Origin of the sequence: Streptomyces roseirectus, from assembly GCF_014489635.1 — a bacterium.
Lineage (GTDB): Bacteria > Actinomycetota > Actinomycetes > Streptomycetales > Streptomycetaceae > Streptomyces > Streptomyces roseirectus.
In genome coordinates this window covers 208,880-235,227 of sequence record NZ_CP060828.1, presented here as the reverse complement: position 1 = coordinate 235,227, position 26,348 = coordinate 208,880, and the positions used below count along the sequence as shown (strand labels likewise).

The following is a 26,348-nucleotide window of genomic DNA, read 5'->3' as shown; positions in this document are numbered from 1 at the left end:
TCACCTCCGCTCTGTGTCGAGGGGCGGCCGGGAAAGGCCGAGGGGCTGGGAAGGGCCGAGAGGCTGGGGGAGCCGGTCGGCCGGGGTGGCGGCGGGCGTCGCGAGCAGCGAGGCCGCCACCGCCAGGTGCAGCAGATACGGCGACGCGTCACCGAGCCCCGCCTCCGTGTACGAGGCGATCGCGCAGTAGGTGATCAGGAACAACGCGCAGGCCCGCCCCAGCGACGGCGGCCGCAGCAGCGCCACCGCACCCAGCACCACCAGGAACGCCCCCACCAGGACGACCCCCGTCATGCCCTGCTCGTGGTAGACCGCCAGCCAGCTGTTGTCGATCGGCAGCCCCGCGAACGACTTGTCGCCGAGCCCCGCCCCGAACAGGTGCTCCGTCGTCGAGCGGGGCGCGGCCAGCAGCGCGTCCCACACCTTCGCCCGCCCGGTGAGACTCGTGAAGTTCTCCTGGCTCTGCCCGCGCAGGAACCACGCCTGGACCAGCGGCGCGAACCCCACCGCCACCACCACCGTGATCACCACCGCCCCCGTGAAGAACCGCCGCGCGGCCCCGCTGGTCAGCACCAGCGACCCGACCGCCACCACCAGCCCCACCAGCAGCCCCAGCGTCGCCGTCCGCGTGTGCGTCAGCGCCAGCAACACCAGCGACGGCACGATCACCAGCGCCGCGCTCCGGCCGCCCGTGCGCCGCCCCACCAGCAGCAGCACCGTCAGCCCGATGATCACCGCCGCGTACTGCCCGATCTGCGGCGGCGTCAGCGGCCACAGCGCGCCCACCAGCCGCCCCCCGTACAGCTCCGGCATGGCCGCCCCCGGCGACACCGCGAGCCCGGCCGCCACCGACCCCAGCACCACGAAGTACGTCCGGATGTGATGCCGGACGAACGTCTCGCCCCCGTCCCACCACCGGCTCAGCAGCCACAGCGTGCCGACGAACAGAGCCAGCCGCGCGCACCGGAACAGCGCACCGAACCCCGACTCCAGATGCGCGCTCGCCAGCACGCTCGGCACCAGCAGCAGCGTCAGCAGGAGCAGATAGGCGCTGGGCCGCACCCGCAGCCGCACGTTCACCGCGAGCGCCAGCGCGAACGCCGCGACCAGCGCCCCCATCGTCGCCATCTGGATCAGCGACCGCGGCAACGGGACGATCGTCTTCGCCCCCGCCGAACCCAGCGTGTTGAGGATCAGCAGCCCCCACACCAGCCCGACCACCTTCGACGTGCGCCCGGTACCCATCTCAGCCCCCGTCCCGCGTGCGGAAGGTGCTGCCGGTGTCCTGCCGGTACGGCGCGCCCCGCCACTGCCCGACGTCCAGGACCCGGCTCGGGTCGTGCGCGACGAACGTCCACGGGCCGACGTACTCGTTGTCGTGCCAGCGGTTGTGCTGCGCGCCCGTGATCGCCTCGGCGACCCGCTCGCCCTGGTAGGGCGACCAGTCCGGGTAGGTGCCGTAGTTGGCGAGCACCGCCATCCGGTCGCACATCGCCGCGCAGTCGACGACCGACTTGTCCAGCACGAACCGGTTGTCGTGGATGTCGACGCGCTGCGTCTTCCACCGGCAGTCCCCGTACAGCGGCGCCCGCGCGATCCCCGGCCGCACACAGCGGGCCGTGTCGCGCACCAGCAGCGTGCAGTCACCGGACGACGTATTCGCCGGGCTGTTGCAGAACCGGTCGGCGTTCTCCCACAGGGTGATCCCGGACCAGTTGTTCTCCAGGACGTTCCCGTGGACGTCGATCTTCGCCGTCCGGGCGGGCACGCGCGGCTCGCCGCCCGACTCGGACAGGTACAGCGTCGCGAACGGGAACGTGTCGCCCCGCTCGGCGTAACGGCGGCCCTCGACCCAGTTGTTGCGCCGGAACGTGTTCTCGCGGATCACCGCGTTGTAGCTGGTCTCGTAGATCAGCCCGGCCCCGTCGTTGCCCTCGATCAGGTTGCCCTCGATCAGGAAGTCGTTGTTGTTGGTGTCCGCCCACAGCCCCGTGCCCCGGTTGCCGTGCACCCAGTTCCCGCGCACGTCGGCCCCGTCCACCGCCCAGAACTTGACGCCCCCGGTGCAGCCGCAGCCCTCCTTCCTCCGCTCCCAGTCCCCGGTGTTGTTGCCGGTGATCTCGTTGCCCTCGACGACCAGACCGGTGATCCGGTCACCGTTCTTGTAGGCGTTCATGCCGTACTGCCCGTTGTTCCGCAGACAGTTCCCGCGCACCCGCTGCCGGGCCCCCGCCATCAGCCCGGCCCCGGAGTTGTGCTGGATCGTCGCGTGCTCGATCACCCAGCCGTCGGCCGAGTCGTGGTTGACGACACCCTCGTCGTGCGGCGCGACGAACCCCTGCACGGTCAGATACCGGACGGTGACGTCGTGGGCGCCGCCCCCGAACGCGTACTGGTTCACCTTGCGGCCGTCGAGCACCGCGCCGGGCGCGCCGAGATAGACGTTCCCGTCCTTCGGGATCACCTGGGCGTACCGGTCCGGCGGGAGCCGGTGGACGCCGGGCCGCAGCCAGAACGTGGTGCGCGCCGGGTGCGCCCTGGTCTTCGCGGCCAGGTCACCGGGGACGGCGGGGTCGACGCTCACCGCGCCCTTCGGTGCCGTCGCCGGACCGGACGCCGGCCGGTCGCACACCTGGGCCACACCGGATGAGACGGCGGTCGGCGCGGCCGAGGCCCGCTCCGCGCGCGTGTCCGACGGTCCGTCGTCGCAGCCGGCCACCGCCAGCAGCGCCAGCGCCGCCACGGGCCAGGCCCGCCACGAGATCCCCACGTCTCCCCTCCCCTCTCCTAGTCCTGGCCGTGGAACGCGAGCACGGTCGTGAACTCCCGCGCGCCGTCGCTGTGTCCGGTGCCGATGAGCGTCGTGGCGGGCTCCTTGCGGCCGAAGCCGGGGGAGTACCAGCCCAGGGGCGGATCGCTCTCGCCACGGTGCGCCCGCCACTGGAGCTCCCTGGGCAGGTCGAGCGTCGCCGAGCGCTCCTCGCCGTCCCGGCTCCAAGTCAGCCGGGCCCGCTCCCCGGCCAGCTCCGCGCGGACGTCCGGCCCGAGGTGGAACGCGAGCCGCACGGCACGCGGCTCGCCGCTCACCTCGTCGACGACCCTCAGCTCGCGGCCCGTCAGCTCGACGCGGCGGCGGTGCACGGAGGGCAGGTAGCCGTCGTGCTCGGCGCACCATCGCTGGTCGGTCGCGGCCAGGACGCGCGTGCGCGCGTGCCGGGTCCACAGGAACGGGCCGCCTGAGAGGGACTGGTCGGCGCCGTCGAGTTCGAGGGTGTTGTGGCCGAGGGTCGAGCGGAAGTACCGCCGCCACAGGGGCTGCCCGTGGTAGCAGTACGTCCCCGGATCGGCGAGCACGTCCACCCCGTCGTGGCGCACCTCCACGGACAGGGCGTCCGCGTGCGCGTGCGCGGCGATCGACAGGAACCCGTGCGGCCCGCCGTCGCACCGCACCCAGATCCCTCCGGGCCCGCGCAGCACGCTCAGCCCGGCGTCCGCGAAGTGCGCGGGCCGCCGCGCGGGACGGACCCCGGCCGTGAACGGCGTCACCAGCGAGGCCAGCAGCGGGGTGCGGACGTCGGTGCCGGTCACCCGCGGCCACCAGTCGAGCCGCCCGAACACGGCCTCGCCGGTGGCCAGCAGCGAACCCCAGCGGCCGGTGCCCGCCCCGTCCAGGACCAGCCCGTGCCCGTCGTCGGCGTCCCCCTGCCGGGGCGGGCGCAGCCGGTCGTCGACGACGGCCGCGAGCGCGTCGGTCATCCGCAGCAGCACCAGCCGGACCGTCGCCGGGACCGGGACGCGCGCGGTGTCCGCCTCGGCGAGCGCGGCCAGGCCCAGCTCCAGGACCAGCCCGTGGTACTCGGAGGCCAGCTCGCGGTTGACGCCGGACAGGAAGGTGTTGGCCCGCAGGTGCCGGTCCAGGGAGCGCAGCGCGTCGGCCCGCCAGCGCGGCGACTCGGGGAACCAGCCGAACGCGCACGCCGCCGCCACCTGCCCGGCGGCCTCCGCGATCACGTGGTTGTTGGCCGAGGAGCCCCGGCTGGGGAACGCGGCCAGCCAGCGCTGGTGGTGCCAGATCTGGTTCAGCGCGACCGGGTTGCCCTCGAACAGGGCCGCCGCGCCCGCCCAGCCGTCCAGCAGACGGCGGATCCATACCCACGACAGCAGCCGGATGCCCAGCTCGATCCCGCTGGTCCAGTGCACCCCGCGCAGCGGCGCGTTCGCCGCCCACCACGACCTGAGGTGCGCGGCGACCCGCTCCGCGTACCGCTCGTCACCGGTGAGGGCGTAGGCGGCGGCGAGCACGGTCAGGTACTGGTGCCGTGAGGGCTCCCAGATCTGCTTGACGTCCCCGATCGCGTCCTCGTCGCGGTAGGGCACGTCGAACGCGTACCCCCACGGCGCGCGGCGCCCGGTCTTCGGGTCGTACCACCAGTCCGGGTCGGCGAGGTCGTCACGGACCACTCCGAACCACTCGCCGTGCCCGGACAGCAGCCGCTCCGCGTCGGCCAGCAGCCGCTTCACCGCGTCCGGCGCCACCGCCGCGAGCGCACCCTCGGGCAGCACGGCGGTGAACGCGGCCCCGGTCACCTCCGGGCACACGGGCCGCACCGCACGCCACCGCCGCCGGCGCACCGCGTCGCCCGCCCGGCCGCCCACCTCCCGCGGCCCCATCCGCGACAGACGCCGCAGGTACCAGCCCGCGCCCATGGTCATCGGGCCGCCGCCAGCGTCACCGGCGCCCCGCTCGCCAGGCTCGCCCGCACGGCGAGCGTCGCCGCCGTCGTCGCCACCAGCGAACCGAGCGGCACCGGCATCGGGCCGCCGGTGCGCACCGCCTTGACGAACGCGGCGAGTTCGGCGTTCTGCCCCTTGTCGCGGGCCTTCGGCAGCCGTGAACTCACCCACCGCTTGCGCCCGTAGACCGACGCCCGCACGAAGTCGTCGAGCCGCAGCGCCCGCCCGTCCGCGACCAGGTCCAGCGTCTCCTTCGGGAAGCCCGCCGGGCCGGTCGTGACATAGCTGACCGTCGCGGTGGAGCCGTCCGGGTAGCGCAGCACGACCTGGAGGTCGTCGTCACCGGGCGTCGCGCTCGCGTGCACCGACACCGGGTCGGCGTCCAGCAGCCAGCTCGCCGTGTCGACGAAGTGCCCGCCCTCACCGGCGAACCGCGACCCCTCGGTGGCCTGCCGCAGATACCAGCTCCCGTGGTCGAGGCGGCCCGCGTTGACCAGATAGCGCAGGTTCGCCGGCCCCGTCCGCGCCCCGAACCGCTCCTTCGCCTCCCGCAGCAGCGGCGCGAAACGGCGGTTGAAACCGACCTGGATCCGGTCGTTGCCGGACTCCTCGACCGCCGCGAGCACCCCCGCCAGCTCCTCCTCGGAGAGCGCGAGGGGCTTCTCCACGAACACCGCCTTCCCGGCCAGCAGCGCCCTGCGGGCCAGCTCGGCGTGGGAGCTGTGCCGGGTGACGACGAACACCGCGTCGACGGCGTCGTCCCCGAGGACCGCGTCGAGGTCGGTGGTCGCCTCCGTGAAGCCGAACTTGCGCTGGGCGTTGGCGGCGGACAGCGCGGTCGTGGTCACGACCGTGGACAGTTCGACGCCGTCGCGCCCGGCGAGGTGGGGCAGCAGCATCGACGTCGCGTAGTTCCCGGCGCCGACGAACGCGAGCCGCACCGGGGTCCGCGCGGGCCGGGGCGCGCTCGGCCGGGGCACGGCGGGCACGGCGGGTATGGCCGGCGAAGGCGGCGCCTCCTGCTGCTCCGGGTAGCGGAACAGCACCGCGACGGCCTTGAGGTCGCCGTCCTTCAGGCTCCGGTACGTCTCCACGGCGTCCGCGAAGTCGGCGGTGTGCGACACCAGCGGCGCCACGTCGACCCGGCCCCGCGCCACCAGGTCCAGGAAGCACGCCAGGTTGCGGCGCTCGGTCCAGCGCACGTACCCGACCGGATAGTCACGCCCCTCCAGCTCGTACTCCGGGTCGTAGCGCCCGGGACCGTAGCTGCGGGAGAAGCGGACGTCCAGCTCCTTCTCGTAGTACGCGTTCCACGGCAGGTCGAGCCGGCACTTGCCGATGTCGACGACCCGCCCCCGGTCCCGGCTCAGCCGCGCCGCCAGCTCCACCGGCTGATTGCTGGAACCCCCCGCCGCCAGATACACCTGGTCCACACCGTGCCCGTCGGTGAGGTCGGCGACCGCCGCCTCCACCACGGACGACGCCGGATCCCCGCACGCCACCGCGCCCAGACGCTCGGCCAGCGCGCAGCGCGCCGGATCCGGATCCGCCCCCACCACCCGGGCGCCCGACGCGGTCAGCAACTGCACGACCAACTGGCCGATCAGCCCGAGGCCGATCACGAGGGCGACGTCCCCGAGCTGCGGCTCCCCGCGCCGCACCCCCTGCAACGCGATCGAACCGACCGTCCCGAACGCCGCGTGATCCGGCGCGAGACCTTCGGGAACGCGGGCGTAGAGGTTCTTCGGCACCCAGTTCAACTCGGCGTGCAGCGCGTGCTCGTTGCCCGCGCACGCCACCAGGTCACCGGCCTTCACGTCGTCGACGCCGGCGCCGACCTCCTCGACCACCCCGCACAGCGAGTAGCCCAGCGGCGTGTACGAGTCCAGCTTGCCCATCACCTTGCGATAGGTGGCGGGCACCCCGTTGACGGCCACGCTCTGCACGACCTTGGCGACCTGGTCGGGGCGGGAGCGCGCCTTGCCGACCATCGACATCCCCGCCTCGGACACCTTCATCAGCTCGGTCCCCGTGGAGATCAGCGAGAAGAGGCTGCGCACCAGCACCCCGCCCGGCTTGCACCCCGGCACCGGCACGTCCAGCAGCGCCAGCTCACCGTTCTTGTAGTTCTGCACAACCTGTTTCACCCGAAGCTGTCCTGTCTCTATGCGGTCAGGGAGGAGCGCCGGCCGGTCGCGTCCCGGTACCAGTACTCGAGGGTCAGCACGTGCCACAGCTGCTTGGAGAAGTCCTGCTGCCCGGCCGCGTCCTCGGCGGCCAGCCGCGCCAGCGCGTCCCGCCGCAGGAACCCGGAGCGCACCAGCTCCCCGTCGTTGATCACCTCGCGCACCAGCGGCGCCAGATCCCGGCTCATCCAGGCCCGCAGCGGGGCGCTGAACAGCCCCTTGGGCCGGTACACGATCTCCCGGGGCAGCACCGAGCAGGCGGCCTCCTTCAGGACGGCCTTGCCCTGCCGGCCGACGATCTTGCGGTCCCCGGGCACCGCGAACGCCGCCCGCACCACCTCGACATCCACGTACGGCACCCGCACCTCCGTCGAGGCGGCCATGCTGGAGCGGTCCGTGTACGCGAGGTTGAGGCCCGGCAGGAACATGCGCGCGTCACCGAGGCACATGCGGTTGACGAAGTCGTCGAGGTCGTTGTCCCGGTAGACGTCGGCGTGTTCGGTGAGGACGTCCTCGACGGTCCCCGCCAGGTCCGGGGCGACCAGGTCCAGGAGCTGCGCCCGGTCGTACATGGTGTAGCTGCGGCGGAACGCGGTCTCCTCCGGCAGGTCCGCGAAGGACAGGAACCGCTTCGCGAACCGCACCGACCGAAGGCCCCGCCGGCCGGTGGCGACCGGCAGCCGGTCCACCGCCGCCGACAGGCCCCGCCGCAGCGGGCGCGGCACCCGCTGGTAGCGCAGCGCCAGCAGGTTCGCGAGGTGCTTGCGGTACCCGGCGAACAGCTCGTCGGCGCCCATCCCCGACAGCATCACCTTCACCCCGGCCTCCCGGGCGGCCTGGCAGATCAGGAACGTGTTGATCGCGGCCGGGTCACCGATCGGCTCGTCCAGGTGGTACGTCATTCTCGGCAGCAGGTCCAGGACGTCCGGGGCGATCTCGATCTCGTGCAGGTCCACCCCGAACCGCTCGGCGACGATCCGGGCGTGGCGCAGGTCGTCCGGCATCGCCTCGAACTTGGCGTCTTCCGGGCGGAACCCGATGGTGTAGGCGGAGATCCCGGGCCGCTCCCGGGCCGCGAGCGCGGTCAGGTAGCTGGAGTCGAGCCCGCCGGACAGGAACGTCGCCACCGGCACGTCCGACAGCAGGTGCAGCCGGGTCGACTCCTCGACGACGGCGGCGAGATCCGGCGCCGGAGCCTCCCGCGCCTCGGCGGCGACGTCCCGCAGGTTCCAGAACCGGCCGCGCTCCACCCGCCCGTCGGGCCGCACCCGCAGCCAGCTCCCCGGCGGCAGCTTCTCCGCCTCCCGGTACGCGCACCGCGAGTCCGGCACCCAGTAGTACAGCAGCGACGCCACCAGCGCCCCCGGATCCACGTCCAGGGACGTCCCGGCCACGGCCGCCAGCGCCTTCAGCTCGGACGCGAACACCAGGCCCTCACCGCGCCGCAGCAAAAACAGCGGCTTGACGCCGAGCTGGTCGCGGGCGAGCACCAGTTCCCCGGTGCGCTCGTCGAACACCCCGAACGCGAACATGCCGCGCAGCCGGGACAGACACCCCGTCCCCCAGCGCCGCCACGCCTCCAGCAGCACCTCGGTGTCGGAGGTGCCCTTGAACCGCACCCCGGCGGCCGACAATTCGGCCCGCAGCTCGGGGGCGTTGTACAGCTCGCCGTTGTACGTCAGGACGAGGCCGTCCGACGCCATCGGCTGGGCGCCGGTCTCCGACAGGTCGATGATCGCCAGCCTGCGGTGCCCGAGATGCACCTCGCCGTCGCCGACGGGATGGCTGTAGCGGCCCGACCCGTCGGGGCCCCGGTGGGCGAGGATGCCGGTGAGGCGGTCGGTGACGGCCTTTCCGTCCGGCCATCGGTACGTGCCCGCGATACCACACATGTCCTACCGAGCCTCCTGGTCGCTGTCCGGGACCCTGGCCGCCCACCTGGGCAGCCGCCGGGTTCCGTTGGGCCGTACGAGCCGCCCGCCGCGGCTGCGGGGCGGACCCGGCGGGCCGTCCCACAAGGTGCCGTCGGTGCGGTCGCGCGGATCGGGGTCGACGAGCACCACGCCGGCCACCGCGACGTCCTGCTCCACGAGCTGCCGGGCCACGGTGTGCAGCCACGCCGCGCTGCCGTGCCCCGCCCGCACCACGAGCACCGTCCGCGCCCCGAGCCGCCGCAGGTCCGTCCACGCCGTGCCCGGCGCCACCGACCCCACCCCGAGCCGCCGCTCGGGCACGCCCGCCTCGGCGCCGTCGAGCGGGCCGCCCGGCGACAGCGGGGCCGCCTCGGCACTGTCGACCACCACCGGGCCGCCCGCCTTCGGCGCCAGCCGGGCGAGGTGCGCGCCGGGCAGCCCGTCGACGACGGTCACCGGGCCCTCCTCGCCGAGCGCCCCGGCGAGGTCCAGGGCCAGCCGCGCCGTCGTGCGCGCGCACCCCAGCTCCAGCAGCGACAGGGCCTCCCCGGGGCCGCGCGCGGTGCGCGTCAGGGACACGATCAGCCGCGCCCGCGCCGCCCGGGTGCGCCGCCGCCCCCACAGCCTCGGCGCCCGGCGCGGCAGCTCCGCCGTCACCGACGCCCCGAGGTGCGCGGCGATCTCCCGGCGCAGCACCGGCCGGTCCGCCACCACCGAGGCGACGGCGGCCACCGCGACGCCGAGGACCAGCCCGAGGACGAGCCCGAGCACGGCGTTCGTCACGGCCGCGCGGGGCAGGGAGTGGGCCACCGCGCGCGGGGCGTCCACGATCTGCGTGCCGGCGACGAGCTGGGGTGTGCCCACCCGAGCCTCCGCCGCCCGGCGCCCGAAGTCGGCGGCCCGGGAGGTGAGTTCGGCCCGGCGGGCGTACAGCGACTCCAGGTCCGCCGACGCGTCGGGACCGCTCTCCTGGCTGCCGCCGATCTGTCGGTCGACCCGGGCCAGCTCGGCCTGGATGCGGTCACGCTGCTCCAGGAGCCCCTTGGCCTCCGCGTCGGCGGCCTCGCGGATGCGCCGGACGTGGTCGGCGACGAACGCGTCCGCGATCGCCTTCGCGCGGGCCACGGCCTGCGCCTCGGTGACACCGGTCACGTCGATCTGGAGCAAGTTGTTGGTGAGGCCGACGCCGCCGTACGCCTTCATGAACTCCTCGGGCTCCTCCCGGGACCTGAGGGTCTTCAGGGCGGTGTCCGCGATGCGCGTGGTGTGCAGCAGCGCGACATCGGTGCGGATCAGGGTGCCGGGGTCGTTGGGCTGGTCCTGCTGGTGGGCCACGAGGATCTTCGTGACGGCGCTCGGGGGCGGCGGCAGCAGCACCGCGATCGCCGCGCCGACCAGCAGCCCGAGCAGCGCCGCCGCACTCCACAGGCGCCGGCGCCGGCGCACGGCCACCACCAGCGACTGGAGGTCCAGCAGGGGCGCGGGCGGCAGATCCGAGGCGGTGTCCGTCGTCACCGGGCACCTCCCGCCACCGGCACGGCCGCCTCCGGGACCCGCTCGGCACGGCGCCCCGCACGGGTGCGGACCGGGCCGGCGAGGACGACACCGACGATCTCGTGCCCCGCGTCCGCGCACGCCTCCGCGAGCCCGGTCAGCTCCCCGGCACTCCAGCGGCCCGCGCTGAGCAGGACCACGGCGCCGGACTCCTCGGCACGGTCGGGCACGAGCGGGTGGTCGACCTCCGCCTCGACCACACGCAGCACCGGACGCGTCCCCGCCTCGGCAGCCAGGGTGTCCGCGGCCCGCCGGGCGATCGAGTCGCCGCCGGGGACCACGAGCAGCACCTGCCGGTGCTCCCGCAGCCGCGCGCACACCCGCCGGTAGCGGATCAGCAGACTCTCCTCGTCCCCGGCGGCACGCGGCGCGGGCAGATCCCAGCGGACGTCCGCGCCCACCAGCCGGCGCAGCCGCTCCCGCCGGTCCCCGGCCGCCGCGCGCGGCCCGCGCCCGTCGCCGGGCACGTCCACACCGCCGAGCAGCACCGACCCGAGGGCCGCCGCGATCTCCGGCTCGGAGCGCGGACGCCGGCTCAGACGGGCGGCCGTGAGATGACCGACCACCGAGCCCACGAAGAACAGCAGCGCACCGCCGCCGGCCAACTGGACCCGCGTCGGGGGCGCCTCACCCGCGGGGCGGGGAGCCGGACCCATCACGACCATGGACGCCTTGCCGGCGGCCGGATCGGCCTCGTTCAGCTTGGTGACCGCCTCCTGGAGCGTGGTACGCAGCTTGGCGAGTTCCGTACGGGTCTGCACGCTCTCCACGGACCGCCCCGAACCGGCCGCGTCCGCCAGCTCGTTGATCCGCCGCCCCGTCTGGATCACCAGCTGCCGCAGCTCCTCGGGCCCCGCCGCCGCCCCCGGGTCACCGCCGTCGCCCGCGATCCGCCCGGCGAACGACACGAACTGCCGGGCCGTCTGGTCGGCGAGCTGCTGCGCCCGCCGGGGCGTCTCGGCCGTCCCCGAGACCTTGACGATGTTCCCCTCGGCGGCCGTCGCGCTCACCCGGTCCTCCAGGTCGGCGCCGCTCACCCCGGGCCAGTGCAGCGCGGCGGCCACCCGGTCGGTGACCACCGAACTCGTCGCGAGCTGCGTCTGCGTCAGCAGCTCGCGCTCCTGCCACACCCCCGGCAGCAGGACCTGCGCCGACGCCGTGTAGCGCGGCGGGAACAGCACCGAGACTCCGTAGCCCACGAGCGCGCCCAGCACGGTCAGGAGCATCAGCAGCCGCCGGCGCCGGCGGATCAGCCGCCCGATCGTGACCAGGCGGATCGTGTCGTCGCTCAATGGCGCGGCCTCTTCCCTGTGCGCCGTCGGCCGCTCTTCGCGCAGGCGGCGGCGTACGCGGCGAGCAGCGCCTCCTGCGAGTTGCGCCAGGCCAGCGGCCCGCCGATCCGCTCCTGCCCGGCCTTGCCCATCCGCTCGCGCTCACCGGGGTCGTCCAGCAGCCGCACGATCAGCCGCGCGAACTCCAGCTCGTCGTTCGCGGGCGCGTACACGGCCGCCTCACCGGCGGAGACCCGCGCCTCCTTCAGGTCGAAGGAGACGATCGGCCGGCCCATGACCATGTACTCCAGGACCTTGTTCATGGTCGACACGTCGTTGAGCGGGTTGCGCGGGTCGGGGGAGAGGCACACGTCCGCCGTGGACAGGTACCGCGCCAGGTCGGCGTCCGGGATCCGCCCGGTGAACTCCACCCGGTCCGCGAGCCCGAGCCGCCGCGACAGCTCCACCATCGCGTCGAACGTGTCGCCGCCGCCGACGAACACCGCGTGCCAGTCGTCGCGCCCGCACTCCTCCCGCAGCCTCGCCAGCGCCCGCAGCGCGTAGTCGACCCCGTCCTGCGGGCCCATCACACCGAGGTAGCACAGCAGATGGGGCTTGCCGCGCTTCAGCTCCGGCTCCGCCGGCACGGGGTGGAAACGCCCGGTGTCGGGCGCGCTGCGCACCACGAACACGTCCTCGCGCCGCAGCCCGCCCCGGCGCACCGCGACGTCCCGGTAGCTCTCGTTCGTCGCGAGGACCACGTCCGCGTACCGGTACGTCAGCCGCTCCAGCGCGCACACCGCCCGGTACAGCGCGTCCTTGCCCCGGTCGAAGCGCGACAGGTACAGCTCGGGCACCAGGTCGTGCTGGTCGAACACGAACCGCGCCCCGCGCCGCTTCAGCCACAGCGCGGGCAAGAACAACAGGTCGGGCGGGTTGCAGGCGTGCACGACGTGCACCGGCCCCACCTCGCGGGCGAGGCGGTAGGTGTGCCACAGCGCCGTCCCGTACTCGCGCAGGTACCCGGCCGGGCCTCCGGTCGCCGCGTCCAGCGGGTAGCGGTGGATGCGCACCCCGTCGATCTCGGCCTCGGCCTCCGTGTCCCGCTTGCCGCCCATCGGGCAGATGACGTGGACCTCCCAGCCCGCGTCGCGCAGGGTCGTGCACTCCTGCCACACCCGCCGGTCGAACGGCACCGACAGGTTCTCCACGAGGATCAGCGCGCGCCGTCCGCCGCCGCTCAGGTCACCAGGCAAGGCCCACATACCCCGGTTCGGCCCGGCGCGACTCGGCGTCGGGAAGGCGGACGAGATCGACGAGCACCGGGCTCTCCCCGTGCGGCAGCGCCGCGAGGACGGCCGGGTCACGGGTGCCGACCAGCACCACCTCGGCGTGGTCGAGGACTTCCTCGACGGAGTCCGCGAGGAGCTGCGCCAGGTGCGGCAGCCGCGTCTCGATGTACTCGCGGTTCGCGCCCAGCAGCCGCGACAGGCTCACGTTCGCGTCGTGGATCCTGAGGTCGTACCCCTTGCCGAACAGTTTCTCCGCCAGCTCCACGAGCGGGCTCTCGCGCAGGTCGTCGGTGCCCGGCTTGAACGACAGCCCGAACAGCCCCACCCGGCGCTTCCCGGTGCGCTCCACCAGCTCCACCGCCCGCTGGAGGTGGTCGGCGTTGGACGGCAGGACGTGCGCGAGGATCGGCACGGAGACGTCGGCCCGGTGCGCCGCGTGGACCAGGCTGCGCAGGTCCTTGGGCAGGCAGGACCCGCCGAAGGCGAACCCGGGACGTAAGTAGGCGGGGCTGATGTTGAGCTTGCGGTCGGCGAGGAACACGTCCATCACCTGGTGCGAGTCGACGCCGAGGGCCCGGCAGACCGCGCCGAACTCGTTCGCGAACCCGATCTTCAGGCCGTGGAAGGCGTTGTCCGCGTACTTGATGGCCTCCGCCGTCGGCACCGGCACCCGGAACACGTCGCCGGGCAGACCCTCGTACAGCTTCGCCACCACGTCGCCGCTCGCCGCGTCGAGCTCCCCGATGACCGTCTTCGGCGGGTCGAAGAAGTCCCGCACGCTGGTGCCCTCGCGCAGGAACTCCGGGTTGACCGCGACGCCCACGTCGACCCCGGACACGTGCTTCTCCAGCAGCGGCACCAGCAGGTTCAGACAGGTGCCGGGCAGCATCGTCGAGCGGAACACCACGGTGTGCCGCCCGCCCCGCTCGGCGAGCGCGGCCCCGATCTGCTCGGTCACCCGCTCCAGATACGTCGTGCACAGGCTGCCGTTGGGCTCCGAGGGAGTCCCCACGCAGACCAGCGACACCTCGCTGGCGGCGATCGCCTCGCGGACGTCCCGCGTGGCGCGCAGCCGCCCGCCGCGCACCCCCTCGGCGACCAGCTCCCCGATCCGCTCCTCGACCACCGGCGCCCGTCCCGCGTTCACCAGGTCCACCTTCACCTGGCTGACGTCGACGCCGACGACCTCGTGTCCCATCCCCGCCAGGCACGCGGCCGACACGCAGCCCACGTAGCCCAGCCCGAAAACGCTGACTCTCATGACCTGTTCCCCCCAGGTGTTGCGAGCATCAGTAGGCCCCCTGCCCGTACAGCACCGCGCGCAGCGTCTTCCACAAGATCACGGTGTCCAGGGCGAGCGACCAGTCCTCCACGTACCGCAGGTCCAGCCGGACCGCTTCCTCCCACGACAGATCGCTGCGCCCGCTGATCTGCCACAGGCCCGTCAGACCGGGCTTGACCAGCAGCCGCCGCCGGATGTCCGGGCCGTAGGCGGCGGACTCCTCCGGCAGCGGGGGCCGGGGCCCGACCAGCGACATCGACCCGGTGAGCACGTTGAACAACTGCGGCAGCTCGTCCAGCGAGTAGCGCCGCAGCAGCCGCCCCACCCGGGTCACCCGGGGGTCGCGGCGCATCTTGAACATCGGGCCCGCGCCCTCGTTGCGGTCCGCGAGCGCGGCCTTCGCCCGGTCCGCCCCGGCGACCATGGTGCGGAACTTGAGCATGGTGAACTCACGGCCGTCCTTGCCGACCCGGCGCTGCCGGTAGAAGACCCCGCCGGAACTGTCCACCAGCACGAGCAGCCCGACCAGCGCCATCAGCGGCGCGAGCAGCACCAGCAGCAGCGCCGCGCCGAGCCGGTCGACGACGCCCTTGACGACCCGGCGGCCCCCGGTGAACGCCGGCATGCTGACCCGCAGCAGCGGGATCCCGAGCACCGCGTCGACGTGCAGCCGCGGTCCCGCGACCTCCATCAGCACCGGCGCCACGACCATCTCGGCGTCGCTGCCCTCCAGGTTCCACGCCAGCCGCTGGAGCCGGTCCGGCGACCAGTGCGGATCCGGGGTGACCGCGACGACCCGGTAGCCGTCGCGGTGCACATGGCCCGCGACGTCGGAGAGCCGGCCCACGACCGGCACCCCGTCCAGATGGTCGCCGTCGAGCCCCGGACCGTCCGTCGTGCACACCGCGTCCACCCGCCATCCCAGGTGCGGGAACTTACGGGTACGGGTGATCAGATCCCGGACGGTGGCCAGGCTCCCGGCGGCCAGTACCGGTCTCAGGCACCGGCCCTCCTTGCGCCGCCGGTGCAGCCGCAGCCGCAGCAGATAGCGCGCGGTCATCGTGGTGAGCGCGATCGCCGGGATCGCCACGAAGATCCACAGTTTGATGTTGCGCGAGGTCAGCGCGATCCCGCCGAGCGCCAGCAGCACGGTCGCCGCGAACAGCGAACGCCCCAGCCGCCGGAACTCCTCGGCGCCCTGACCGAGCACGGCGGGCGCCCATGACCGGCTCCCCGCCAGCGCCCCCAGCACCAGAAGCTCGGTGCCGAACGCCAGAATCCCCCATTTCTCATGCCAGTTGGCCGCGTCGCGGGCACCGAAGAAGTTCCCGATGCCCGTCACGACGACAGCGGTGGCCACGGTGTCGCTGGTGATGACGGTACGTCGGTACCGCTGCTCCCAGCCGACGACGGACTGTTCGGCCGGCCCGTTCGCCAGTCGCCTGCGCGCTGACGGAGTAGGGCTGACTAATCCTCCTTGCCGCACAGAACCCCCCCAGGTTCCCAGTGGTACGACGAGTTCGCCTCACACTGTTCGCTCCCCCTCGGAAGGCCCCCGCCTTCCGTACTGTCCCCTCCCGCGCATGCCTGAACGGCCGAGTGAGAAGTGCTCGAAGGTGCGCGGGAACCCGCCGGACCCCGGGCGCTCCCCGCACCCGGAACCCCTCACGGGTCCCAAGAGTTGCTGCCCCGGCGTCCCCCACCGGGGGTGTGACCGCCGCGTGTGCCGCGACGCCGAACGTGTGGAGATCAATCGTTCGATCAGTTCTATAGCGGTCGCCATGTGCCCGAACCGCTGAAGCACGGTCAATCTAGACCATGCGAGGGCGGCATGTGCAGGGGATGTGAGTAATTGGTGTTCGACTTCTGGGGTCGAACCGAGCTTTCCGGCCTGCCGTGCAGACGTGGGCCGAAGGGGCCCGGTAAGGCGAAAGCGGGTGGTGGAGCGGTGGTTTCGGCCGCTTCGACACCCGTGGTTTCGGCTGGATCAGACCAGGAATTCCAGCAGCGCCTCGGTCAGCGGCCCCGGCGCCTCCTCGGCCAGGAAGTGGCCCGTGCCGGCGCCGGAACTGCTCGGCGCTCTCGCCGAGGCGGCGGTAATTCGTTGGTCGCCGCGTCCATCATCAGCGGCGACGGCGAGAACCCGGGCACGACCGCCGCGGCTTCGTCCGCCGCGTGCCCGCAGCGCATGTCCGCCCTCTCCCCGACCGAACGCGCCCACCTCACCACCCTCGGCCGAAAGGCCCTGCGGACACCCTGCTGACCCACCCCGGAACAGGCACCGGGGAAGCCGTGCGGATGTACGAGCAGGCGGCGTCCTTGGGGATGCCGGAGGCGGTGACGGCCGGGAACAGGGCGCGGACCGTGGAGCCGAGGTACTGCACCGGGCCCCGCTGCTTGACGGTCATGTACTCGGCGACCACCGGCTCCCGGCGAGCGGCCGCGCGGTGATCCGGCCGCCTCCAGCCTCTGGTGGCGCAGCAGGAACGTGCACGTACGTGGCGACGATGTCGACGTCGGCGGGCAGCGGCAGCGTCCGCGAGAGGGTCACCTTCTCCGGCCTGCCGCCGCGGATGCCCCGCACCGCGTCCTCCACGGCCCGCCGGTAGGCGTCGCCGCCCACCGCGTCCACCGCCTCCGGCACGGGCACGCCCTTCGCCCCGCCGTTTCCGGTGGGGCGAAGGGCGTGGGTGCCGGGCTGGGTCGGCAGATGGAGGTGCGGGGTGGGTTACGGCGGGCCCACCCCGCACCGGTCAGTAGCCGTAGATCATCTTGTAGGCGACCTCAGGCAGGAACTGCCCGGCCGACGAACCCGCTCCGACGCCGCAGTTGCCGTCGGACTCACCGGGCGTCTTGATCCACAGCAGCATCTCGGCGCCGCCGCCGGTCTGGGTGGGGGTGCCGATCTTGCGGCCCGCCGGGTTGCACCACTGGCCGTTGGAACCGTTGCCGTTGCGGCTGGTGTCCACGACGAACGGCTTCGTGTAGCCGTACCGGGCGCTCAGCTCACGGTTGACGGCGTTGCCGAAGTTGGTGTTCTCGGCCGTGGTGAAGTAGTTGGAGATGTTGAGCGAGAAACCGTGGGCCTGCCGCAGCCCCGCGTTGTGCAGGCGCTGGGCCATGGTCCCCGCGTCCACCCAGCCCGGGTTGCCCGCGTCCATGTAGACCCAGGCGTTGGGTGCCTGCCGGCCGAGCGTGGAGATCGCGCCGGAGAGCATGTTCTGCCGCTCGGTGATCTGCGCCTGCGTCATGCAGCCGTAGTCCCCGAGGGAGTCCGGCTCCAGGATGACGACGGCCGGCCGGTTCCCGATCCCGCCCGCGAACTGCGAGATCCAGGTGGCGTACGCGGACGGCGACGAGGCCCCGCCCGCCGAGTGCCCGCCGCAGTAGTCACGGTTGTAGACGTTGTAGGCGACCATGATCGGCAGCTTGTCCGCACGGTCGGCGGCCCCCGCGTACGCACCGGCCACGGACCCGATGGCGCCGCTCCACGCGCCGAACCAACGGGCGGCCGGGGTGTTCGCGAGCGAGGAGTTGATCGCGGCGGCGCGGCCGTCGTTCGGGTTCGCGGCCACCCACCTCTTCGCGCTGGAGTCGGGATCCACGTAGAACCCGCTGGTCATCGTGGTCGGGTCGGCCGCGTGAGCGGAGGGCGCGAGCGTGAGCGCCAGCGGCAGGGCGAGCAGCGCTGTCGTCAGGGCGCGGAGTCGGCGGCGCATGGAAGGTACCTCGGTTTCCGGGTGGGGGACGCGCCGCGGGCCCTCGTCCGGAGCCCGCGACGCGCGGAGGGGGTGCAGCGGTACACGTCCCCTGGTGCCGGCGGCTCTCCGGCGGTCCTGCGGCGGGGACGACACCTCTCCAGACCCTGTGGGAGCGCTCCCAGTGGAAGCGGTACCAGGAGCGCCAGGGCCCTTCGGGGCGTGATCGGTATGGTGTGGCGAGTGGTTGAAGCTGTCAAGAGTCCCCGCACGCCCCACTCTTCCCAGGGCCGGTGGAAGGCTCTACAGTCCTGGAACTGGAAGCGCTTCCAGCCGGACGCCCTTCGACCGGACGACAGAGAGGTGCCCGGACCTTGGCAGCAGCAGCCCCCCGCCGCCGGCCCACGCTCGACGCCGTGGCGGAACTCGCCGGGGTCTCCCGCTCCGTGGCCTCCCGCGCCCTCAACGACGCGCCCCACGTCAGCCGCGCCAAACGCGAGGCCGTCGAACGGGCCGTCCGGCAGCTCGGCTACGTCCCCCACCCCACCGCCCGCGCCCTCGCCACCCGCCAGACCGGAGCGGCCGCCCTGGTCGTCGCCGGCGAGGACCCGTCGATCTTCGCGGACCCCTTCTTCGCCCAGGTGATCGTCGGGGCGTCCGACGCCCTCGACGAGGCCGAGCTGCACCTCATGCTGTGCCTGGCCGCCTCCGACCGGGGCCGCAAAAGGGTCGCCGAACTCCTGCGGTCCAAAGGCGTCGACGGCGTCATCCTCACGGCACTGCGCGAGGACGACCCGCTGCTCCGGCTGGCCGAGGAGAGCGAGGTGCCCGTCGTCTTCGGCGGCCGCCCGGTCGGCCCGGCGCCCCGCTGGTACGTGGACGTCGACAACGTCGGCGGCGCCCGCGAGGCCACCGAGCACCTGATCGGCCTCGGCCGCACCCGCGTCGCCGTGATCTGCGGACGCCTCGACACCGAGGCCGGCCGCGCCCGCCACCGGGGATACCGCGACGCGATGCTCGCCGCCGGGCTGACCCCGCTGCCGCCCGTGGAAGGCGACTTCACCGAGGTCAGCGGGGCCGCCGCCATGGCCGCGCTCCTCGCCGAGCACCCCCGTCTCGACGGTGTCTTCGCCGGCAACGACAACATGGGCGCCGGCGCGCTGCGCACCCTGCGGGAGGCCGGCCGGCGGGTCCCGTCCGACGTCGCCGTCGTCGGCTTCGACGACCTCGCCGTCGCCCGCATCACCGACCCGCCCCTCACGACCGTCCACCAGCCGATAGAGGCACTGGGCCGGGAAGCGGCGCGGATGCTCGCGGCGCTCGTCGACGGTCAGGATCCGACGCCGCTGATCCTGCCGACGCGGCTGGTGGTGCGGGCGAGCACCTGAGAGAGAGCCGCCGGTGTCACGGTCTGGGGCGGGGGCCGACCAACTCCTCGTACAGGGCCCGGCGTTGCGGGGAGACCTCGGCGGTCCCGGCGAGTCTGCTCTCCCAGTCGCGCTGGATCTCGTCGAGGTAGGTCCGCCAGTCGCCGCTGCCGTGGGCGGCGCCCATCGCCCGCAGGTCGACGAGGCGTTCGTTCGTGCCGAGGCCGCCGGAGCCGACCTTGTCCGGCTTGTGGCCGTGCAGGACCGACTCGGGGTTGGCGGTGGCTTCGGTGGAGCGGTAGTTGTGCTCGTAGCCGACCGGGCTGTCCGTCTCCGGCGCGATGGTCTCGATGCCGATCTGGAGGGAGCCGTCCTTCTCCGTGGTCGGGCGGTGGTAGACCAGCAGGACATGGCCGTACGAGCCGTTCGGAAGGACCATGTCGCCGTTCCAGTCCTTGGAGCCGAGTCCGCCGCCGGAGATGTCCTGACCCCACAGCTCGGGGCTGGCGGCGCCGGTGGTGAGCTTGTTCGTGACGGCCGCCATGAGGCCGCCCTTCTCCTTGAACGTGCCCGGTGTGCCGCCCTTGTTGGCGCCGATGGAGGTGCGGTGGGTGGCGTACTTCCGTTTCCCCACACCCTCCACGAGCTCCCCCTTGGTGTCGTCCTTGGTCACACCCAGGAAATGCGGCAGCCGGTAGGCCGCCTCGTCCTTCGAACCCAGGGCGGGAATACGGACGTTGACGCGGCCTCCGTGGGCCAGCGCCCGGATGACGTCCTGCTCGTAGTCGGCTTCGTGCGCACCCTCCGCCGGGTTGTAGAGCTTGAGCCCGTGACGCAGCACGAGAAGGATCCTGGTGAGCAGCTCACGGCCCTGGCGGTCCTTCTCCGCGTAGTCCGGGGCCGTCTCCCCGCCCTCGCCCAACGCGGTGCCCTTGGCCGGTACGGCACCCTCGTGCCGGCGCGCGTCGGCCATGCCCTGCGGATACAGGGTGTCGATGGCGGTGTCCCGGATCTGCTGGTCGCGTTCCTGCTCCAGGACCTGCCGTTCCTCCGACGCGGTGCCGGGCGCCTGGGTGAGCATGAACCGGCCGAGCGTGTAGGCCGGGTCGATCGGCGTGAGGACTTCCGGCTCCCGCAGGGCCGGGTGGTTCATGCGGACGGCCAGGGTCGCGGTGAGGATGCGTTTGCCGGCGGCCAGTTTCAACCAGTCCTTGAACGGCCCCTCGATGTATTTCTCGGCCTCTTCGTACGTTCCGATCCCCACGTCCTCCAGCCACTTCTGGTTGACCGAGGAGAGCTGCCTGATGTCCGCCAGGTCCTGGTCGCCGAACGCCTCACCCCGCATCACCCGCCGGTCCAGGGTCTTCCGCAGCCGCGCGGGACCCCGGACCATCCACTGCTCGGGCCACCACGTGCCGGGTGCGAGAACGTTCCGCTTGGACTTCGTCTGGACGGTGTTCTGCTCGATCGACTGACTGAGCCCGGCGATGATCTCCTTGCCCTCCGGGGCGGCCTCTTCCGCCGGACCGGCCTCCTCGGCGGTGTCGGCCGGCCCCGCGCGCTGCACCGCCGACTGCGCGGACCCGGCGTCCGCGTGACCCCGCCGGCCGGCTCCCTCGCCCAGAACCGTGCTGGTGCCGCCCGCGCGCATCCGCGAGGCGTTCGACTCCGCTTCCCGCTCCTCGCTGTCGTCCGGGCGCGTCATGCTGAACCCGCCGCCCGTCGGATGCCCGACCGCGGCCCGCTGCCGGTTGCGGACCGTGTGCGTCAGCTCGTGGTCCAGCGTCTGGGAATCGCCGCCCCCTTCACCGATCACGATGTCCTGGTCCACCGTGAACGCCCGTGCCTGGACGGCGGCCGCGGCCTGCTGTGCGGACGGGCCGGTGTGCAGCCGGACACCGGACAGGTCGGCCTGGAACTGCTCCTCCTTGCGGACCCGCGTGGCCCGGTCCAGCGGGCGGCCCGGCTCGCGCAGACCGGCCTCCACGTCGGAGCGGTCAGGCGTGGGCGAGCCGTCCCCGGCCTCCCGCTCGCGGCGCATCATCCTCAGCACCGCCTGGTTGCCGACGCTCGCCTGCAACCCCGGCAATCCGCCGGGCGCGGCCGCGCGGACAGTCCTTTCCCGGTCGTCGGCGGCCTCCGAACGCTTCCTGTCGTGAGCCCTCATCGATGCCCCTTACCGAATCGATGAGATCGACCGTAGAACCACCGGCATCGCGACCGGAAACGCCGGCCGGCGGACCTGGAGAGCGCCCGGCCTCGCGGCGCGCGCCTCATCAGTGGTGTTGCACCATACGGACACCCGCCCTGTCGGAACTCTGCCCGACGGGGGCAGTCCGTCTGCCTCTTCGGCAGCCCACGGCCGATAAGCTCGGCGCATGATCGAGAACCTTCCTCCCTGTCCGAAGTGTGCCTGTGAGTACACGTACGCGATGAACGCCTTGGTGGTCTGCCCGGAGTGCGGGCACGAGTGGGCGGCCGACGAAGGGGGTGAGGCGGTGGCCGAGCAGGTGGTGCGGGACGCGGTCGGCAACGTGCTGCGGGACGGTGACGACGTCGTCGTGGTGAAGGCGCTGAAGGTGAAGGGGAGCCCGTCGGGCATCAAGGCGGGGACCAAGGTGAGGGGGATCCGGCTGGTGGACGGCGTGGACGGGCACGACATCGACTGCCGGATCGACGGCTTCGGGGCGATGCAGCTGAAGTCGAGCGTGGTCAAGAAGGCCTGACCCCCGCCCACCCCGCCTCCTGGCACTCCTCCGCGCACCCGTCCGTTGACGAATTGCATAATTTCGCAATTAGTTAGATGCTTCGTTGTCGAATCAGTCAATGGGGAGTGGACGGGGGAGACGGATGAGCGCCAGGTTCAGCACCCTGCTGCCCACCCGCGAGGACCTGCGGGAGATGCGCCGTAACCCCCGGAGGGACCTGCTCGCGGGCCTGACCGTGGCGGTCGTGGCGCTGCCGCTGGCGCTGGGGTTCGGGGTGTCGTCGGGGCTGGGGGCCGAGGCGGGGCTGGCGACCGCCGTCGTCGCGGGCGCGCTCGCCGCCGTCTTCGGGGGCTCGAACCTCCAGGTCTCGGGCCCGACCGGCGCGATGACCGTCGTCCTCGTGCCGATCGTCGCCGAACACGGCCCGGCGGGCGTCCTGACGGTCGGACTGCTCGCGGGCTTCCTGCTGGTGGCGCTCGCGGTCCTGAGGGCGGGCCGGTACATGGCGTACGTGCCCGCCCCCGTCGTCGAGGGCTTCACCCTCGGCATCGCCTGCGTGATCGGCCTCCAGCAGCTCCCGAACGCCCTCGGCGTGGCGAAACCCGACGGCGACCGGGTCCTGGTCGTCGCGTGGCGGGCGGCCGGGGAGTTCGCCCGCCACCCGAACTGGACGGCGCTCGCCTTCGCGGCATCCGTCGCCGCCGTGATGCTCGTCGGCGCGCGATGGCGGCCCGGCATCCCGTTCTCCCTCGTCGCGGTGGCCGGCGCCACGGCCGTCGCGCAACTCGCCCACCTGGACGCGGCGCGCCCGATCGGCGACCTGCCCGCCGGCCTCCCCGCGCCCTCACTGGCCTTCCTGGACCCCGGCGCGCTGGGCTCCCTGCTCGCCCCCGCCGTCGCGGTCGCCGCCCTCGCCGCACTGGAGTCGCTGCTGTCGGCGTCCGTCGCCGACGGCATGACGGTCGGCCAGCGGCACGACCCGGACCGGGAGCTGTTCGGCCAGGGCCTCGCCAACATCGCCGCGCCCCTGTTCGGCGGCGTCCCCGCGACGGGCGCCATCGCCCGCACCGCCGTCAACGTCCGCACCGGCGCCGGATCCCGCCTCGCCGCCCTCACCCACGCCGTGATCCTCGCGGCGATCGTGTTCGCCGCCGCCCCGCTCGTCTCCAGGATCCCCCTTGCAGCCCTGGCCGGCGTCCTGCTCGCGACCGCGATCCGCATGGTCGAGGTCGGCTCGCTGAAGGCGATGGCCGAAGCCACTCGCTCCGACGCCCTGATACTCGTCCTGACCGCCGCAGCGACCCTCGCCCTCGACCTCGTGTACGCGGTGATCATCGGCCTGGCCGTGGCCGGCGCCCTCGCGCTGCGCGCCGTCGCCAGGCAGGCCCGCCTCGACCAGGTCCCCCTCGACCGGGGCGACCACTCCGCCGAGGAACACGCGCTGCTGGCCGAGCACATCGTCGCCTACCGCCTCGACGGCCCCCTGTTCTTCGCCGCCGCCCACCGCTTCCTGCTGGAGCTGACCGAGGTCGCCGACGTCCGCGTCGTCATCCTGCGCATGTCCCGCGTGACGACCATGGACGCCACCGGCGCGCTCGTCCTCAAGGACGCCGTCGACAAGCTCGACCGGCGCGGCATCCTCGTCCTCGCCTCCGGGATCCGCCCCGGCCAGCGCCAGGTGCTCCAGTCCGTCGGCGCCCTGGAGCGGGCCCGCGACCACGCCACCACGCCCGAGGCGATCCGCGCCGCCCGCGCCCACCTCGAACACACCGGCGTCCTGCCCGCAGGACCCGCCCCCGACAGCGACCCGCGCGAGGAACCCGCCCGATGACCCAGATGACCGAGATCTCCGGCCCCGAAGCCCTCTGGCTCCTCCAGGGCGCCCCCACCGGCCGCCTCGTCTACACCGTGCGCGATGTCACCGTCGTCCGCCCGGCCCGGCACGCGTGGGAGTCCGGCCGCCTCGTCGTCCGCACCCCCGTCCAGGCGAGCGCCGTGCCCGCCACGGCGACCTACCACGCGGACGAGGTGCGCGCGGCGACCGGCACCGGCTGGAGCGTCACCGTCGCAGGGCCCGTGGAGACGGTCACGCAGGCCGACGAGGTGGCCCACTACCGCCGCACGCTGGCGGGCTGGACGCACGGCCCCCACGACACCCTCGTACGGCTGCGCCCGCAGACCGTCACGGGGTTCCGGCTGGCGTGAGCAGCCGGAACGCCAGACAGACGACGAGCGTGTCGTCGCCGGCCCCGGTGCCCGCGTCCGCCCAGTACCGGCGGTGGTTCGCGCGCCAGCCGGCCAGGGACGTGTCGCCCTCGCCCTCACGGGCGTAGTCGTCGAACAGCCCCGTCGTGGCGGTCTTGGCACCGGACAGGGCGAGCGCGTTCAGCCGGGTCCGCAGCTCGCCCGGGGTGTCCAGCTCCATCGACCGCAGACCGCCGACCCTCGGCCACACCATCACGGATCCCCTTTCCGGTACCGGCACTTGCCGGATTCATCAACTACCGAGGTTGTTACCATGGAGTTCGACGAACGAGAGGTGGCGGGCCGGTGAGTACGCCGCTGTACCAGCTGAAGGCCGAGTTCTTCAAAACCCTCGGGCACCCCGCCCGGATCCGGGTCCTCGAACTCCTCAGCGAGCGTGAGCACTCCGTCGCCGAGATGCTTCCCGAGGTCGGCATCGAACCGGCCCACCTCTCCCAGCAACTGGCGGTGCTGCGCCGCGCGAACCTCGTCGTGACCCGCAAAGAGGGGTCCACCGTCCACTACTCGCTGACCAGCCCGTACGTCGCCGAACTCCTCCGAGTCGCCCGCACGATCCTGTCCGGCGTCCTCGCCGGACAGGCGGAACTCCTCGCCGACCTCAGAGCGGGGGAGGGCGCCGCCCGCAAGGGCTGACGGCGCGGGTTCAGCGGGCGTACATGCGGATCCGGTACCGCAGCCCCGTCGTCGACACCTGCCAGCCCCGGTCCTCGGTGACCTTCCAGGACGCGTCCGGCACCGGGGCGTACGTGTCGCCCTCGACGTCCGTGTCGACCTCGGTGACCGACAGGGCCGTCGCGTGTTCCATGGCCGCGCGGTAGATCTCGCCGCCGCCGGCCACCCACACCGTCGCGTCCGGTGAGGGCGCCGCGAGCGCCAGGGCCTCGGGCACGGAGAGGGCGCGCTCCGCGCCCGGGGCGGACCAGGCGGCGTCGCGGGTCACCACGATGTTGCGGCGGCCGGGCAGCGGACGGAACCGGGGCGGCAGCGAGTCCCACGTCCTGCGGCCCATCACCACCGGGTGCCCGAGCGTGGTCGCCTTGAAGTGCGCCAGGTCCTCGGGCAGCCGCCACGGGATCGTGTCGCCCGCGCCGATCACACCGTCCGGGGTCTGCGCCCAGATCATGCCGACGTTCACACCGCCACCGGCGCCTTGATCCCGGGGTGGTGGCGGTAGCCGACCACCTCGACGTCGTCGTACGTGTAGTCGAACAGCGAGTCGGCCTTGCGCAGTTCGAGCCGGGGGAACTCGAACGGGTCGCGGGCGAGCTGCCGCGTCACCTGCTCGACGTGGTTGTCGTAGATGTGGCAGTCCCCGCCGGTCCAGATGAAGTCACCCGGCTCCAGACCGACCTGCTGCGCCACCATGTGCGTCAGCAGCGCGTAGCTCGCGATGTTGAAGGGGACACCGAGGAACAGGTCCGCGCTGCGCTGGTACAGCTGGCAGGAGAGCCTGCCGTCGGCGACGTAGAACTGGAAGAACGCGTGGCACGGCGCGAGCGCCATCTTGTCCAGCTCGGCGACGTTCCAGGCGGAGACGACCATCCGGCGGGAGTCGGGGTCGTCGCGCAGGGTGGCGAGGACGTCGGTGATCTGGTCGACGTGCCGGCCGTCCGGCGTCGGCCACGAGCGCCACTGGACGCCGTACACCGGGCCGAGGTCACCGTTCTCGTCGGCCCACTCGTCCCAGATGGTGACGCCGTTGTCCTTCAGCCACGAGACGTTCGAGTCGCCGCGCAGGAACCACAGCAGCTCGTAGACCACCGACTTCAGGTGCACCTTCTTCGTGGTGACCAGCGGAAACCCCTCCGCCAGGTCGTAGCGCAATTGGTGCCCGAAGACACTCCGGGTGCCCGTACCGGTCCGGTCCGCCTTCGGCGTCCCGGAGGTGAGCACTAGCCGCAACAGGTCTTCGTACTGGGTGTTCGCCACAACCGTGAAGTCTACTGTCCGCCCCACCCGCCACCTGCCTCGCCCCCATCACGCCGATACGCGTGATTTTTTACCGATGTCACGCAATGCCCTAGCCAGGGAAGTCGGGCGCTGTTTTAGTCGTTCGTGTCGACGTCGGCGTGCGTGTT

23 protein-coding genes are annotated in these 26,348 nt (G+C 73.0%); 5 read left to right on the top strand and 18 right to left on the bottom strand.

From position 1 onward, the window contains the following. The 14 genes from IAG44_RS00765 to IAG44_RS00700 all read right to left on the bottom strand — a co-directional run bounded on the left by IAG44_RS00765 (position 1) and on the right by IAG44_RS00700 (position 17,951). The gene (locus tag IAG44_RS00765; RefSeq protein WP_187745186.1) at positions 1-1,245 is read right to left on the bottom strand and encodes an O-antigen ligase domain-containing protein; all 1,245 of its coding nucleotides are present in this window, start codon (positions 1,243-1,245) and stop codon (positions 1-3) included. Between the two features lies 1 nt (position 1,246). Further along, positions 1,247-2,770 (bottom strand): right-handed parallel beta-helix repeat-containing protein, encoded by a 1,524-nt coding sequence (locus IAG44_RS00760; RefSeq protein WP_187745185.1) that lies wholly within the window; start codon positions 2,768-2,770, stop codon positions 1,247-1,249. Positions 2,771-2,787: 17 nt separating this feature from the next. Further along, complete coding sequence (locus tag IAG44_RS00755) at positions 2,788-4,713, bottom strand: heparinase II/III family protein (protein WP_187745184.1); 1,926 nt, start codon at positions 4,711-4,713, stop codon at positions 2,788-2,790. Continuing rightward, positions 4,710-6,881 carry a bi-domain-containing oxidoreductase gene (locus IAG44_RS00750; protein ID WP_187745183.1) on the bottom strand — a complete coding sequence of 724 codons (2,172 nt, stop codon included), beginning with the start codon at positions 6,879-6,881 and terminating at the stop codon, positions 4,710-4,712. Before IAG44_RS00750 ends, IAG44_RS00755 begins: the two co-directional genes overlap by 4 nt. Before the next feature lie 17 nt (positions 6,882-6,898). Further along, positions 6,899-8,812 (bottom strand): asparagine synthase (glutamine-hydrolyzing), encoded by a 1,914-nt coding sequence (asnB, locus tag IAG44_RS00745; protein WP_187745182.1) that lies wholly within the window; start codon positions 8,810-8,812, stop codon positions 6,899-6,901. A 3-nt stretch (positions 8,813-8,815) separates the two neighbouring features. Further along, complete coding sequence (locus IAG44_RS00740) at positions 8,816-10,348, bottom strand: Wzz/FepE/Etk N-terminal domain-containing protein (protein ID WP_187745181.1); 1,533 nt, start codon at positions 10,346-10,348, stop codon at positions 8,816-8,818. Further along, on the bottom strand, positions 10,345-11,679 hold the full coding sequence (locus IAG44_RS00735) for a Wzz/FepE/Etk N-terminal domain-containing protein (protein WP_187745180.1): 1,335 nt from the start codon (positions 11,677-11,679) through the stop codon (positions 10,345-10,347). The genes IAG44_RS00740 and IAG44_RS00735 overlap by 4 nt, the downstream gene beginning before the upstream one ends. Continuing rightward, positions 11,676-12,923, bottom strand: coding sequence for a glycosyltransferase family 4 protein (locus IAG44_RS00730; protein ID WP_187745179.1), 1,248 nt, complete (start codon positions 12,921-12,923; stop codon positions 11,676-11,678). Before IAG44_RS00730 ends, IAG44_RS00735 begins: the two co-directional genes overlap by 4 nt. Further along, a complete protein-coding gene (locus IAG44_RS00725; RefSeq protein ID WP_187745178.1) occupies positions 12,904-14,211 on the bottom strand; it encodes a nucleotide sugar dehydrogenase in 1,308 nt (435 codons plus the stop codon). The genes IAG44_RS00730 and IAG44_RS00725 overlap by 20 nt, the downstream gene beginning before the upstream one ends. Before the next feature lie 28 nt (positions 14,212-14,239). Then, positions 14,240-15,718 (bottom strand): sugar transferase, encoded by a 1,479-nt coding sequence (locus IAG44_RS00720; protein WP_187745177.1) that lies wholly within the window; start codon positions 15,716-15,718, stop codon positions 14,240-14,242. 501 nt (positions 15,719-16,219) lie between these two features. After that, positions 16,220-16,453 (bottom strand): hypothetical protein, encoded by a 234-nt coding sequence (locus IAG44_RS00715; protein ID WP_187745176.1) that lies wholly within the window; start codon positions 16,451-16,453, stop codon positions 16,220-16,222. 1 nt (position 16,454) lies between these two features. Next, positions 16,455-16,640, bottom strand: coding sequence for a hypothetical protein (locus tag IAG44_RS00710; protein WP_187753135.1), 186 nt, complete (start codon positions 16,638-16,640; stop codon positions 16,455-16,457). Continuing rightward, entirely contained in the window at positions 16,637-16,882 is a 246-nt protein-coding gene (locus IAG44_RS00705; protein WP_187745175.1) for a hypothetical protein, read from the bottom strand. Before IAG44_RS00705 ends, IAG44_RS00710 begins: the two co-directional genes overlap by 4 nt. A 103-nt stretch (positions 16,883-16,985) precedes the next feature. Beyond that, entirely contained in the window at positions 16,986-17,951 is a 966-nt protein-coding gene (locus IAG44_RS00700; protein ID WP_187745174.1) for a glycoside hydrolase family 6 protein, read from the bottom strand. A gap of 353 nt (positions 17,952-18,304) precedes the next feature. Here IAG44_RS00700 and IAG44_RS00695 point away from each other — a divergent pair, with 353 nt between their 5' ends. After that, the gene (locus tag IAG44_RS00695; RefSeq protein ID WP_187745173.1) at positions 18,305-19,318 is read left to right on the top strand and encodes a LacI family DNA-binding transcriptional regulator; all 1,014 of its coding nucleotides are present in this window, start codon (positions 18,305-18,307) and stop codon (positions 19,316-19,318) included. Between the two features lie 16 nt (positions 19,319-19,334). Here the strand turns inward: IAG44_RS00695 and IAG44_RS00690 are convergent, their stop codons facing one another. After that, on the bottom strand, positions 19,335-21,464 hold the full coding sequence (locus IAG44_RS00690) for an eCIS core domain-containing protein (protein ID WP_187745172.1): 2,130 nt from the start codon (positions 21,462-21,464) through the stop codon (positions 19,335-19,337). 211 nt (positions 21,465-21,675) lie between these two features. On the opposite strand from IAG44_RS00690, the gene IAG44_RS00685 reads away from it, so the two are divergent. From IAG44_RS00685 to IAG44_RS00675, 3 genes are all read left to right on the top strand, one after another. Next, complete coding sequence (locus IAG44_RS00685; RefSeq protein WP_281404263.1) at positions 21,676-22,023, top strand: zinc ribbon domain-containing protein YjdM; 348 nt, start codon at positions 21,676-21,678, stop codon at positions 22,021-22,023. Between the two features lie 100 nt (positions 22,024-22,123). Beyond that, the gene (locus IAG44_RS00680) at positions 22,124-23,836 is read left to right on the top strand and encodes a SulP family inorganic anion transporter (RefSeq protein WP_187745171.1); all 1,713 of its coding nucleotides are present in this window, start codon (positions 22,124-22,126) and stop codon (positions 23,834-23,836) included. Positions 23,837-23,841: 5 nt separating this feature from the next. Further along, positions 23,842-24,210: a pyridoxamine 5'-phosphate oxidase family protein gene (locus IAG44_RS00675; protein ID WP_187752430.1), complete on the top strand. Its 369-nt coding sequence runs from the start codon at positions 23,842-23,844 to the stop codon at positions 24,208-24,210. On the opposite strand, the gene IAG44_RS00670 is transcribed toward IAG44_RS00675, so the two are convergent. Then, positions 24,188-24,463 (bottom strand): ASCH domain-containing protein, encoded by a 276-nt coding sequence (locus IAG44_RS00670; RefSeq protein ID WP_223006770.1) that lies wholly within the window; start codon positions 24,461-24,463, stop codon positions 24,188-24,190. The two genes, IAG44_RS00675 and IAG44_RS00670, sit on opposite strands and share 23 nt — an antisense overlap. A gap of 92 nt (positions 24,464-24,555) precedes the next feature. On the opposite strand from IAG44_RS00670, the gene IAG44_RS00665 reads away from it, so the two are divergent. Next, positions 24,556-24,903 (top strand): ArsR/SmtB family transcription factor, encoded by a 348-nt coding sequence (locus IAG44_RS00665; protein WP_187745170.1) that lies wholly within the window; start codon positions 24,556-24,558, stop codon positions 24,901-24,903. A gap of 10 nt (positions 24,904-24,913) precedes the next feature. Here the strand turns inward: IAG44_RS00665 and IAG44_RS00660 are convergent, their stop codons facing one another. Both IAG44_RS00660 and IAG44_RS00655 read right to left on the bottom strand, forming a co-directional pair. Then, positions 24,914-25,405 (bottom strand): dihydrofolate reductase, encoded by a 492-nt coding sequence (locus IAG44_RS00660; protein WP_281404262.1) that lies wholly within the window; start codon positions 25,403-25,405, stop codon positions 24,914-24,916. Continuing rightward, the gene (locus IAG44_RS00655) at positions 25,402-26,199 is read right to left on the bottom strand and encodes a thymidylate synthase (protein ID WP_187745169.1); all 798 of its coding nucleotides are present in this window, start codon (positions 26,197-26,199) and stop codon (positions 25,402-25,404) included. Before IAG44_RS00655 ends, IAG44_RS00660 begins: the two co-directional genes overlap by 4 nt. Between the last annotated feature and the right edge of the window lie 149 nt (positions 26,200-26,348).

Coding starts and splice junctions, on each gene's coding strand:
- IAG44_RS00765 (WP_187745186.1), bottom strand. CDS start 1,245: ATGGGTACCGGGCGCACGTCGAAGGTGGTCGGGCTGGTGTGGGGGCTG.
- IAG44_RS00755 (WP_187745184.1), bottom strand. CDS start 4,713: ATGACCATGGGCGCGGGCTGGTACCTGCGGCGTCTGTCGCGGATGGGG.
- asnB (WP_187745182.1), bottom strand. CDS start 8,812: ATGTGTGGTATCGCGGGCACGTACCGATGGCCGGACGGAAAGGCCGTC.
- IAG44_RS00730 (WP_187745179.1), bottom strand. CDS start 12,923: ATGTGGGCCTTGCCTGGTGACCTGAGCGGCGGCGGACGGCGCGCGCTG.
- IAG44_RS00725 (WP_187745178.1), bottom strand. CDS start 14,211: ATGAGAGTCAGCGTTTTCGGGCTGGGCTACGTGGGCTGCGTGTCGGCC.
- IAG44_RS00710 (WP_187753135.1), bottom strand. CDS start 16,640: ATGACCGTCAAGCAGCGGGGCCCGGTGCAGTACCTCGGCTCCACGGTC.
- IAG44_RS00700 (WP_187745174.1), bottom strand. CDS start 17,951: ATGCGCCGCCGACTCCGCGCCCTGACGACAGCGCTGCTCGCCCTGCCG.
- IAG44_RS00690 (WP_187745172.1), bottom strand. CDS start 21,464: ATGAGGGCTCACGACAGGAAGCGTTCGGAGGCCGCCGACGACCGGGAA.
- IAG44_RS00685 (WP_281404263.1), top strand. CDS start 21,676: ATGATCGAGAACCTTCCTCCCTGTCCGAAGTGTGCCTGTGAGTACACG.
- IAG44_RS00680 (WP_187745171.1), top strand. CDS start 22,124: ATGGGGAGTGGACGGGGGAGACGGATGAGCGCCAGGTTCAGCACCCTG.
- IAG44_RS00675 (WP_187752430.1), top strand. CDS start 23,842: ATGACCGAGATCTCCGGCCCCGAAGCCCTCTGGCTCCTCCAGGGCGCC.
- IAG44_RS00670 (WP_223006770.1), bottom strand. CDS start 24,463: ATGGTGTGGCCGAGGGTCGGCGGTCTGCGGTCGATGGAGCTGGACACC.